This is a genomic window from Dyadobacter sp., assembly GCF_051859145.1.
Taxonomy (GTDB): Bacteria; Bacteroidota; Bacteroidia; order Cytophagales; family Spirosomataceae; genus Dyadobacter.
In genome coordinates, this window is record NZ_JBHYGF010000257.1 from 1 (window position 1) to 12,384 (window position 12,384).

Consider the following 12,384-nt stretch of genomic DNA (forward strand, 5'->3'; position numbering starts at 1 on the left):
GTCCGCTTTATCGGAAAAGCCAAGTCTGAGGTTGAGTTTCTGTTTGATTTGCCTGCTACTCAGCTTGACTCTGCAGTAGTGTCCATTGAAGATGCCTTATACATAGGGACTGCCAAATCTTTATCAAAAGACTACACCGTTCAGTTCTTAAAAAAGGAATGTGTGGTTGAATTTCCAAAGCAAATGATAGAGAGAGGACATCGCGGTGCTTTTATGGGGGTTACGGAAAAATCTCCGTCCATAGATGTTTTGGTTACATCTTCGTCCGAGGAAATAATTATGCAAAAACAGATTCAGGTCGGAAAAGGGTTGAATTTACTTTTGATTGATGGTATACAACCAGAGTTGGATTCAGGTGATGAAAAAGCGCGTATTGCATTTCCATTCACAAAAAACGTCTATTTCAATCAAACAGAATATAAATTGAATAAATCGTCAATAATGGTATTGGATTCAATTATTGAGATCATTAAGACGAATGGGAAATTCGCAGTTTCAATAACCGGCTATACCGATCATATTGGTGAAGAAGCTAAAAATCTGACATTGTCTGAATACAGAACCAGAACAGTTGCAAAGTATTTAAAAGACAAGGGAATAAAAGATTCCAGGATAACCACAAATTGGCTTGGGTCGGCCGGTTTGGTTTCGAAGAGTGAACCTGAAAAAAACAGAAGAGTAGTGATCCAGGTTACTCCGGAATAAGCAGATCAAAAAGTCCAACCTTATACCATTCAACCGCACAACGGGAATATCTATATGAATTATCAGCATCAGCTCGACAAGGTAAGGCACAGTGTTCATCATTTTTTCAAAAATAAAAACCTGTCGCAGCTTTGTTACCACAACCTGGTACATACCGAGTCGGTGGTGGCCAATGCTGCCCGGATCGGCGGTCACTATGAGCTGAATGAGCGGGATTTGTTTGTTGTACAGACTGCGGCCTGGTACCACGACACAGGTTATGTCAATGGCGAAACAGCCGGACACGAGCAGCGCGGCGCCGGGCTGGCAGCAGCATTTCTGCGATCGGAAGGGATAGGAGAGGAGATCGTCGAAAAAGTGCAGCAGTGCATTATGGCTACGATCTGGCCGCAGAACCCGTCGGATTTATTGGAGCAGATCGTATGTGACGCCGACGTGTACCACCTCGGCACCCCCGAGTTCAGTGAATGGAACAAGCTGGTGCGAAAAGAGGCCGAGCAGAAAGCCGGTCATAAAATCGACAAGGCAAAGTGGCGCGAAAGCACGATCAGGCTTTTTGAAAGCCACCGGTTCCAGACAGATTACTGCCGCGACCTGCTGAACAAGCAAAAAGAGAAAAACCTCGCCAAGCTGAAAGAAAAACAGACAGAGGCCGCTGATACCAGTGAACCGCCCGCTGCATTGAAAGCGACGGAAGTTCAGCCAAATGTAGCTGAGGAGAAAAAAGCCAAATCGGACCGGCCGGACAAAGGCATTGAAACCATGTTCAGGATCAGTTCAAATAATCACCAGCGACTGAGTGATATGGCTGATAACAAGGCGCATATTATGATTACCACCACGTCTATCATCATTTCGGTGTTGCTAAGTGTGCTGATCAGGCGGCTGGAAGATAATACTTACCTGATTTTCCCGACTACCTTGCTGCTGGCCGTTTGCCTCGTAACAATGGTTTTTTCCATTTTGTCAACGCGGCCTACTATTCCGCACGGTACTTTTTCGCAGGAGGATATTGATAACAAAAGTGTGAACCTGCTTTTCTTCGGCAACTTTTACAGAATGTCGTACCAAGATTACGCCGGCGGAATGCAGCGACTGATGAACGACCGCGAGTTCCTGTACGGTTCTCTCACAAAAGACGTGTATTCACAAGGGGTGGTTTTGGGTAAAAAGTATCGCTTGCTGCGCATCGGGTACAATGTATTCATGTTCGGTGTGATCGTTTCTGTGATCTCTTTTGTAGTGGCTTCCCTGCTTTTTGAACATTAATCCAATGCAATTAACCCGTATTTGTTTTTTGCCTTCTTTACTCAAACCCGCAATAATCGTGCTGTTGCTCGTCAGCTGCAATGCATCCGAAAAGAAGGATGTACGCACTGGCGATTACGATCTGGCGAGTCCCGACAGGTTCAATATGCCCGAAAGTCTGTTCGAGATTTCGGGGATCGCGTTGCGCAATGGGAACAGCGATACGGTGTATGCCGTGCAGGATGAAGAAGGAAAAGTGTTCCGGCTGGGCTGGGATGTAAGCCGGCAAACACACACGAAATTCGCCAAAAAGGGCGATTATGAGGATATTTCCATACTTAGAGAAGCGATTTTTATACTCAAAAGCAATGGCGTGATCTATACCTTTCCACTCGCTGAATGCGCATTTGAGGAAGCTGAAAATGTGCGGGAGCTGAAAGGTTTGCTGCCAAAAGGAGAGTACGAAGGAATGTTCGCCGACAAAGAGTCAGGCAAGCTGTTCGTGCTTTGTAAAAACTGCCCGGGAGATGATTCTAAAACCGCAGTAACTGGTTATACATTTGATCCCGACAAGGATTTTGCATCTGCCACATTCAGTATCGATGTAAAAAAAAATGCGGCTATTCACGGAAAAGTAGCGCGCGGCTTACGGCCTTCCGCACTGGCCCGCAATCCCGTCACCGGTGAGTGGTATATCCTCTCGGCGGTCAACAAGCTGCTGGTCATTACAGATGCAAACTGGAAAGTAAAAGACGCATTTCCGCTTGATGGTAACATTTTCATCCAGCCCGAGGGGATCGCGTTTGACAAGCAGGGCAGCCTTTACATTTCAAATGAAGGCGATGATCTTTTCAGCGGGAACATCCTCAAATTTTCAAGAATCGCACATTAGCGCATCACATCTCCCGCACGGAACCATTTGTAACCGTAACCATCCAGAGAAACAGTATACTTGTTTCCCGCAGGTTTCTGATCCTCCATATTGATCAGGTCGAAGAGGGTGTCCTTATCTTCCAGCGTGAAGGTTGATTTTTGCGGCTTGTCACTGAAATTGTGCAGTATCACCACCGATTTTCCTTCGTATGTATACCTGATCGCAAATACGTGCGGCGATCCCGTTTCGAGCAGCTGGTAGGTGCCTAATGCAATTTCCGGACAGGATTTCCGGAGCCTGATGATCTTCGACGTCCAGCTCAAAAGTGAATTCGGATCACGCTGCTGCTGAGCCACATTGAGGGTTTGATAACCATACTCTCCCGAACTGATCACTGGCCTGAATGCAGTATCCGCGCTGGTAAAACCTCCATTTTTTTCAGCAGTCCATTGCATGGGCGTACGTACCGAAATCCGCTCCTTCAATCTCAGATCATCACCCATCCCAATTTCGTCACCATACCTGATCACCGGTGTTCCGGGCAGGGAAAACAGCAGACTATATGCAAGTTCCAGGTGTTTGCGGTTGTTGGAAAGCATCGGTGCAAGTCGGCGGCGGATCCCGCGGTCGTATAGCTGCATACTCGTGTCGGGACCCATTTTGGCATAAACTTCCTGCCGCTGCTTGTCGGTCAGTCTTCCCAGGTCTATTTCGTCGTGGTTACGCAGGAAATGCGCCCATTGTGAAGCTTGTGGAATTTGCTGGGTCAGGGTAATCGCCTTTTTAAACGGTTCCAGGTTTCCGGTCGCCAATGCGTAAAACAAATGCTGATTCGCAAAGAAGTTGAACATCATGTGCATGCCGCTTCCATTCTCTCCAAAGTAATTTTTGGTATCCTCCGGGACTACATTTGCCTCGCCCAGAATGGCCACATCTGCCTTACGCGTTTGTGCAAACTGGCGGATATCTGTCAAAAACTGAAAGTCGAGCTCCGGCTTATCACTTCCAGTCTTCGGAATTTCCAGAATGAATGGTACCGCGTCCAGCCTGAAACCGGAAATGCCCTGATTGAGCCAAAATCCGATGATCTTCTGACTTTCCTGGACCACTTTCGGATTGGCAAAATTCAGGTCTGGCTGAAAATCGTAGAACCTGTGGTAATAGTATTCACCCGAAGCATCTTTGGTCCAGACGGCCTTTTGCACACCCGGAAACACCATTCCTTTGTCGTAATCTTTCGGCAGCTTTTCCGACCAGATGTACCAGTCGCGGTAAGGCGAGTTCTTGCTCTGCCGCGCTGCTTTAAACCACGGATGCTGCTCGGAAGTGTGGTTGATCACCAGGTCCATTATCACCCGTATACCCCGTTTTTGCGCCTGGAACATAAATTCAGCAAAATCGCCCGGCGTGCCGAGCTTTTCGTCCACGGCATAAAAGTCTGCCACATCGTACCCGTCATCCTGACCCGGTGAAGGCTGAAAAGGAGCCAGCCAGATCGCGTCGATGCCCAGCGCGGTAAGATAATCGAGCTTTTGGATCAGCCCGGTAAAGTCACCCCGACCATCGCCGTCACTGTCTTTGAAAACACCGACTTCCAGGTTGTAAATCACGCTGTTTTTATACCATAGCTGATCCTTGAGATCGACACTTGCCAGTTTTTTTTGCGAGAAGCAGGCCCCTGAAAAGAGCAAAAATGTGAGTTGTAAAAACGCGTATCTCTTTTTCATCAAGCTGATTTTTGATTGCACCAAACGGTCCGGTTGGTAGTGTTTTTGGACTTCGAACGCGTAAGGGCATCAAAAGATATGCCGGGTTGTTCCAGGCGCATTTTTGTTGTGCGAATGCAACACTGAGGGTACTTAGTGCCCGTGTGTGTCTTCTTCCGAGTTTTTCAGTTTGGATAAAAGTGAATAAGCGCCTTTGACAACAATCTGCGCATCTTTCAGCTTTGCCGCTGCCGGTGACTTGATCTGCGTGTAGCCATTTTCCGAAGTTCCCTTGCTGATTTCTTCCATTATAAAATGCGTTTCCTGCGCTTCTTTTCCGGTTTGCTGCCCTTCATTCTGCTGTATAAAAACGAAAGATTTACCCCCAAAATCGACGATAGCCTCGTTGGGCAATGCACTTACGGGGTTCGCACCGGTTTCTATCACCGCGCTAACGAAATTTTGCGGCAAAAGGCCGGGATCATCTTTCGACAAATGGCAATGCACGCGCACCGTGCGGTCCTCATTGATCTTCTGATTGATCAGGTAAACTTTGGCAAGATGCGATTTGCCGGGATTATTGCTGACCGTAAACCGCACCAGCTGCCCGATTTTCAGCTTAGGAATATCCTGTTCGAAGACCGAGAGCTCTACGTGTAAATGATCGGTATCCACGATCTCAAACATCACATCCGTCGGATTCACATACTTGCCCAGATTCACATTCACCGTCGTCACCGAGCCACTGATCGGGGCGTAAATGGCCGCGCTGTTCACAATGGTGCCTTTTTCCAAGATATGCATATTGATGCCGGCCGTTTTCAGCCTTTCTTTCAGTCCGGCTAGGCGCGCGCGCTGCGTTTTTACCTCTGCCGCAGCCAGTTGAAAGGTTTTCTGCGCATTTACATTCTCTTTGCTCAACGCCGCCTGCCGGGTATAATCCAGCTCCGCATATTCCAGTTTTCCGGCTGTCTCCAGATAATCCTGCTGCATTTGTATAAAATCTGGGTTTTCAATCGTCGCAAGCAGCTGCCCTTTTTTAACATGCATACCTTGCAGTAATTCAGTTTTCCGCACAAACCCGCCAAGCGGGGCGGAGATACTTACCAGGTTTTGCGGCGGAATGTCGATCAGTCCATTCGCATTGATCACCTCGCTCAGATTGCGGGTACCAATTGAGCCCAGCTCAATGCCGGCCGTCTGGTACTGCGCCTTCGTAAGTTCCACTACGTTGCTTTCCTCTTCGTGATGTTCTTCTGTTTGGTGCGGCTGCTCTGCTTCCTTTTTTGTGCAAAAAGTCAGCGTGCAGATGAAGATTATTAAAATGGCTATATTTTTCATTGTTATATTTTTTGGATTAAAAACCGGGATTAAATGGAAGCTCAGGGTTTGTCGAGCAGGAACTCAATCTCTATCGCCGACTGGTTCAGTGACTCGAGCAGGTCGAGGTAAGTTTCCCGGATCCGGAATGCGCGTGCAATTGCCTGCGAAAATTCCACATACCCGATCTCGCCTGCTTCGTAAGCTTTTGCTGCATTGGCTCTGATTACCTCCGCGAGCGGTAGCGAAGTTTGTTCATACAGGTTAAGGTTGTCTGCATCGGTCCGGTAAGTGAGCATAGCCTGCTGCAAACTGGCTTCGAGCTGCATTCTCGCAAAGCCCAGCCGCGTAGCTGCAATCTGCTGGTTTATCTCGCCAGCCCTGATCCGCGACTTTGCGGCTCCATTGAAAATCGGGATACCAATACCTGCCTGAAAGCCCTGGAACCGTTTTCCGCCGCCGTAGTAGATTTCTGTTCCATTTACATTCTGGTTCCCGATCAGCGACTGGTTAAAGTAACCGATGTTGAAATCAGGCAGCAGCGCAGTTCTTTGCAAAGCCACAGACTGACGCTCCACCGCCACCTCCTGTTCCAGCAAACGCAGCAGCGGATTGGTGCTCACAAGTTGTGCATCAGTTGCAATGGAAGTCAAAGCCGGTTTGCCTACGGAATCTTCCGCAGCTTCTACCAGGCCGGGACTGTTTACGATTAGTTGAAGCTGCTTTTGCAGGTTAACCAGCCTGGTTTTGTTCTGCGCCAGCCTCGCCTGGATTTCAGCGACTTCACTTTTCGCCACGGCCTCTTCAAGCTGGTTTGTCTCACCTGCTATGAAACGAAGCGTGGCAGCCGCTGCAAAACGGCTCGCACGTTCATATTCACTAAGTAGCAGCTGCTGCCTGCTCTTCGCCGAGCGTTGCAGGTAATAGATTTGCTTTACACTTTTGACCAGCTCAGCCCTGGTTACTTCCACGCTGGCGCGGGCTGCATTCACCTGCTCTGCAAACAATGCCTTTCGCTTTTTGGATACGGCGGGATTGGGTAAGCTCTGGGATAAGGTAAAATGATTGTCAAACTTCCTGCTGTTGTACTGTCCGCCCATCCAGGATAGCTCTGTCTTTGGTATCTCAGTCGCAGTACCTGAAATTTCTTCCTGGTATCCCACGAGAAATTGCCCGGATTTGATTTCCGGATTTTTGGAAACTGCTTCTTCAATCGCCTGAGGCAGGGTCAGTTTTCTGGTGCCGGTACTGTCCTGCGCATTGGCTGTACTGACCGCAAATACAGATAACAATAGAATAACAAGCGGCTTGCTACTGCGTTTTTTGCCAAAGCGGGTTTCGATAATCAGGTATAAAACGGGCAGCACAAGCAAGGTCAGCAAAGTAGCCGAAACGAGCCCGCCGATTACCACCGTGGCAAGCGGACGCTGTACCTCGGCGCCTGCACTGTTGGATAATGCCATGGGAAGAAATCCGAGTGAAGCGACAAGCGCGGTCAGCAGCACAGGCCTAAGGCGCGTTTCTGTACCCTGGAAAATTACCGTTTTTAAATCCGAAAGTCCCTGTTTGCGGAGGTAGTTGAACTCTGCAATGAGTACAATCCCATTCAGAACAGCCACACCAAAAAGCGCGATAAAACCTATCCCGGCAGAAATGCTGAAAGGCATACCACGCGCCCAGAGCGCAACTACTCCGCCGATTGCCGATAGCGGAATGGCCGAGAGTATCAGCACACTTTGCCGCACAGACCTGAAACTGAAATACAACAGCACGAAAATGAGCAGCAAAGCCACAGGTACCGCAATGCCCAGCCTGCGATTGGCTTCTTTCAGGTTTTGAAACTGTCCGCCATAAGTGGTATAGTAGCCGGCAGGCAGCTTTATTTCCCGGTCGATTTTCGATTGCAATTCGTTGACGACACCCTCCACATCCCGGCCTCTTACATTGAATGCGACGATAATGCGCCGCCTGGTATCCTCGCGCTGGATCTGGTTGGCGCCCGTTACCATTTCAACAGCAGCTACCTGGCTGAGCGGGATTTGTTCTCCGTGCGGGGTGGTGATAAAAAGCGCCTTCACGTCGTCGAGCGTCTGGCGGTTCTGGCTGGCGAGCCGAACGACCAGGTCGAAACGTTTTTCACCTTCGTAAACCAGTCCGGCGCTGCTCCCTGCAAATGCGGTGCTGATCGTACGGTTGGCGTCTTCCACATTGACTCCGAACTGCGCCAGTTTATCCCGGTCAAAGTTCACTACGATCTGCGGCAACCCGCTTACTTCCTCCACATACAAATCCTCCGCACCTTCCACACTCGCCGCAAGCCTGCCGATTTTCTTTGCTTCCCGGGCAAGTACCGCCAGGTCTTCCCCGAAGATTTTGACAGCCACATCCTGTTTTACACCCGAAATAAGTTCATTGAAGCGCATCTGGATAGGCTGCTGAAACCCGAATGTGACGCCGGGAATAGTGTTAGTGAGTAGTTCCTGCATTTTGCCCGCCAGCTCTTCGCGACCGGCCGCCTTCGTCCATTCCGATTTTTCTTTCAGAATCACCATGATATCGCCAGCTTCCACCGGCATAGGATCAGTAGGTATCTCGGAAGAGCCAATCTTGCCGACCACTTCCACTACCTCATCCGGGAAATGCTTTTTCAGCAAACCCGCCGCTTTTTGACTGGCATCTACCGTCTCTGATAGCGAGCTTCCCGTCAGCACACGCATTTCAATGGCGAAATCGCCTTCGTCAAGCTGCGGGATAAACTCGCCGCCCATCGTCAGAAAAAGCCAGAGCGAAATGCCAAAGAGGAGTAAAGAACCTGCTATGATACCCAGCCGGTTTTTCAGCGCGAATGCGAGCGCGGGCAGGTACCTGCGGTGAAAGAATGCGATAATGCGGTCGGAAATATGGAGGGCTGGCTTATTTTCCTTGCTCAGAAAAAGCGCTGAAATCATGGGTACATAGGTGAGTGATAAAATGAATGCGCCGAGAATGGCGAAGCTGACAGTCTGCGCCATCGGCTTGAACATCTTGCCTTCAATGCCAGCCAGTGCAAGTATCGGCAGGTACACAATCAAAATGATAATTTCGCCGAATGCGGCCGAGTTGCGGATCTTGGAGGCTGATGCATAAACTTCTGCATCCATTTCGTCCTGCGTGAGTCTGCCGGTCAGTTTCCTGGCCGCCATGTGATGGAGGGTCGCTTCCACGATGATTACCGCGCCGTCGACGATCAACCCGAAATCAATCGCCCCGAGGCTCATCAGGTTGCCCGATACACCGAACAGGTTCATCATCGTCACTGCAAAGAGCATCGAAAGCGGGATCACAGATGCTACGATCAGCCCCGCCCGCAGGTTGCCCAGCAACAGGATCAGGACAAAAATGACGATCAATGCGCCTTCGATCAGGTTACGCGAAACCGTGCTGATTGCCTTATTCACCAGCTTGGTACGGTCCAGAAAAGGCTCTATTACCACGCCCTCCGGCAGCGATTTGCTGATCTGCGCAATCCTTTCCTTTACATTCCCGATCACTTTGGACGCATTCGCGCCTTTGAGCATCAGTACCAGTCCGCCCACTACTTCGCCTTCGTCATTTCGGGTCATCGCGCCATAGCGCACTGCCGCGCCAAGCTGTACCGTAGCGATATCCCTGATGCGGAGCGGGAGTCCGTTTCCAAGTTCTTTTACCCGGATCCTTTCAATGTCCGCCAGACTGCCGATCAACCCTTCGCTGCGGATGAAATAGGCATTTGGTTTTTTATCAATGTAAGCCCCGCCGGTATTCTGGTTGTTTTTTTCCAATGCGGTAAAAACATCGCTCATGGTCACCTGCGCACTTCTGAGTTTCACCGGATCAATGGCGATTTCATATTGTTTCAAAAAACCGCCGAAGCTGCTCACGTCGGCTACACCCTCGGTACCGAGCAGCTGCCTGCGCACCAGCCAGTCCTGAATGCTGCGCAGTTCCATGGGAGGGTACTGTTTTTCGAATCCGGGTTTGGTATGCAGCACATACTGGTATATCTCGCCGAGGCCGGTCGTGACGGGCGCAAGTCCGGGTGTGCCGGTACCGGGCGGGATCTGTTCCGCGGCACTTTGCAGCCGCTCAGAAACCTGCTGCCGGGCCCAGTAAACGTCGACCTGATCTTTGAACACGATGGTAACCACCGACAGTCCGAACCGGGATATAGACCGGATCTCTTCGGTATTCGGAATGGTGGCCATGGCCGTTTCAACCGGGAAGGTAACGAGCCGCTCTACCTCCTGGGCCGCCAGAGAGGGGCTTGTGGTGATAATCTGCACCTGGTTATTGGTGATATCAGGAACAGCATCAATGGGGAGTTGGGTAAGTGAATAAATGCCTCCTGCGACCAGGGCAAGCATAGATATCCCGATCACAAGTTTATTGTGAATGGAAAAACGGATGATTTTATCCAGCATTTTAAATGGGATTGGTGTGTACGAATGCGCTACTGCCGACGCGAAAGCTCCGGCATTTGCAAAAACAACAAACGGGGTACACTAAGCCCTGGGCGGCTGCCAGATGCTGTTCAGGTTTTCGCTGTGGCCCGGCCTGGTATAGGTATCAAACCGGTCCTGAAAAATGAGGGAAGAAGTTGCTTCTGGTAAAGCTGCGGGTACCTGCTGTAAAGTGATTCCGGCGCAGCACGTACAAATGCAAAAGGGAGAGCATAAATCCAATGCTGCGTGCGTATCGTCAGGATGATCGGCGCGGATACTGGCGACATATACCTCGCTGACCGGTTCCGGCGCTTCATCCTGACAGGGAATGCAGGAAAGCAGGATCGTGTAGAGCGATAATATGTAGTAAAGCAGCTTCATGTGGCGGCAAATATAAGGTGATAAGATGTGCAACAGGGAGTCAGGGAGGGTTTGTTTTTGCTGATTTTCAAAGACCCGCAGAATAGGATCACAATTGCTTAACACTGGCTTAACTGCCAGGTATTGTTGGCAGGATAGCTTTGTGAAAACAACTCACCATGACCAGACATCTTACTTTCTCCAAGGCTGCCGGCGCAGCTTCCATCATTCTGGCGTCTATGACGTTTTCAGGATGCGCATTGCAGGACCATACCAACCAGCCCGTCGATCCTGACAAACTTGTAAACCGCTCGGTAAACCCCGCATTGGTCCAGTCGCTGTCAGGATTTGAAGACCTGAAAATCACTACGCTGATCAGTTCCGACGACCAGCTTCCCGAATCGCCGGACTTCATCTACGGCGCACAGCCAGACGGCGGCGCATTCATGAAAAACCCGAATGGCGAAGGATTCGTGATGATCAACAACCACGAAATCCTGTTTTCTGTGTCGCGCGTTTACCTCGATAAAGAACTGAAACCGGTGAAAGGCGAGTATATCGTGGATGCGGAAGGCGGACAATGGAGACTTTGCTCTGCTACCATGGCGACGCCCGAAGAGCACGGTTTCGGACCGGTATTCCTTACTGCCGGAGAATCCAACTCTGAATCTATGACACACGCGATTGATCCTTTCGCGCCGGCTGACAAGAAAAATAAGTCGCGTACTGTGGCTGCATTCGGTAAATGGAATGCTGAAAACGCGGTACCACTTCCGAAAGATGCATTTCCCGGAAAAACGGTGATCATCATTGGTGAAGATGATACAAACGGACAGCTGGTCGCTTATGTATCCGATGTAGTGGGCGATTTGAACAATGGTAAACTATATGCATTGCGCCGTACCAACCAGGAGAGCGTGGAGACAGATATGGTAAAAGGACAAAGCTACGATGTAGAATTTGTGCCTTTTGACAATGTAAAAACAAGTACCGGTACAGAGTTGCAGGCGCAGACCGTGGACAAGAAAATGATCCAGTTTGCACGCGTTGAGGATATCGATTACGTAAAAGGCGGCAATGGTGCCGGGCGCGATATCTACTTTACGGCGACAGGGGTAAGCCAGCCTGATAAAGTGACGCCGGTAGCAGGCAAGAATATGTGGGGGCGCGTGTACCACCTTGCTTTTGACAAAACCAACCCCCTGAAAGGAAAGCTGAACATCATTATGGACGGTGCCGATAAACCAGGCAGCTTCATCGTGAACCCTGACAATATCTGCGTGACCAAAAACTACGTGTATGTACAGGAAGACGGCGATTCGTTTTACCGCGACAACGACCACGACGGTACGATCTGGCAGTATAACATTGCTACAAAAGAAAGCAAGGCAATGCTCCGCATGAACCACCGCCGCAACGATCCGACATTCAATGCGAAATACAATTCTGTGGGTAACAATTCACTGAGTACCTGGGAATACGGCGCGATGATCGATATTTCGGAAGTAACAGGTATCCCTGAAACTTTCATGATCAACCTGCACCCGCACACGTGGCAGGATGAAAAATACAAAGGCGCTGACGGAAGCGGCATTTCTACCAACAAAGAAGGCGGCCAAACCGTAATCGTAAGAGGTATCAAACAATAATTGCTCAGAAAGGCATACATCGGGAAGGTTCCGCAACGGAGCCTTCCTTTGTACTTATACAG

8 protein-coding genes are annotated in these 12,384 nt (G+C 49.7%); 4 read left to right on the forward strand and 4 right to left on the reverse strand.

Features of this window, described 5'->3' with window-relative positions:
- The 3 genes from ACTIE6_RS15170 to ACTIE6_RS15180 all read left to right on the forward strand — a co-directional run.
- Positions 1–705 (forward strand): OmpA family protein (locus ACTIE6_RS15170; protein ID WP_439557440.1); only part of this gene is annotated, 705 nt, incomplete at its 5' end.
- A gap of 54 nt (positions 706–759) precedes the next feature.
- Positions 760–1,974, forward strand: a complete 1,215-nt coding sequence (locus ACTIE6_RS15175) for a Pycsar system effector family protein (protein ID WP_439557441.1) — start codon at positions 760–762, stop codon at positions 1,972–1,974.
- Positions 1,975–2,002: 28 nt separating this feature from the next.
- Positions 2,003–2,845, forward strand: a complete 843-nt coding sequence (locus ACTIE6_RS15180) for an SdiA-regulated domain-containing protein (protein ID WP_439557442.1) — start codon at positions 2,003–2,005, stop codon at positions 2,843–2,845.
- On the opposite strand, the gene ACTIE6_RS15185 is transcribed toward ACTIE6_RS15180, so the two are convergent.
- The 4 genes from ACTIE6_RS15185 to ACTIE6_RS15200 form a co-directional block, all read right to left on the reverse strand.
- The gene (locus tag ACTIE6_RS15185) at positions 2,842–4,554 is read right to left on the reverse strand and encodes an alpha-amylase family protein (RefSeq protein WP_439557443.1); all 1,713 of its coding nucleotides are present in this window, start codon (positions 4,552–4,554) and stop codon (positions 2,842–2,844) included. The genes ACTIE6_RS15180 and ACTIE6_RS15185 overlap by 4 nt on opposite strands.
- A gap of 132 nt (positions 4,555–4,686) precedes the next feature.
- The gene (locus tag ACTIE6_RS15190) at positions 4,687–5,874 is read right to left on the reverse strand and encodes an efflux RND transporter periplasmic adaptor subunit (protein WP_439557444.1); all 1,188 of its coding nucleotides are present in this window, start codon (positions 5,872–5,874) and stop codon (positions 4,687–4,689) included.
- 41 nt (positions 5,875–5,915) lie between these two features.
- Entirely contained in the window at positions 5,916–10,292 is a 4,377-nt protein-coding gene (locus tag ACTIE6_RS15195; protein WP_439557445.1) for a CusA/CzcA family heavy metal efflux RND transporter, read from the reverse strand.
- Between the two features lie 81 nt (positions 10,293–10,373).
- Positions 10,374–10,694, reverse strand: a complete 321-nt coding sequence (locus ACTIE6_RS15200) for a DUF6660 family protein (protein WP_439557446.1) — start codon at positions 10,692–10,694, stop codon at positions 10,374–10,376.
- 158 nt (positions 10,695–10,852) lie between these two features.
- Between ACTIE6_RS15200 and ACTIE6_RS15205 the strand changes: the two genes are divergently transcribed.
- Complete coding sequence (locus ACTIE6_RS15205) at positions 10,853–12,322, forward strand: hypothetical protein (RefSeq protein WP_439557447.1); 1,470 nt, start codon at positions 10,853–10,855, stop codon at positions 12,320–12,322.
- The last annotated feature ends 62 nt before the right edge of the window (positions 12,323–12,384 follow it).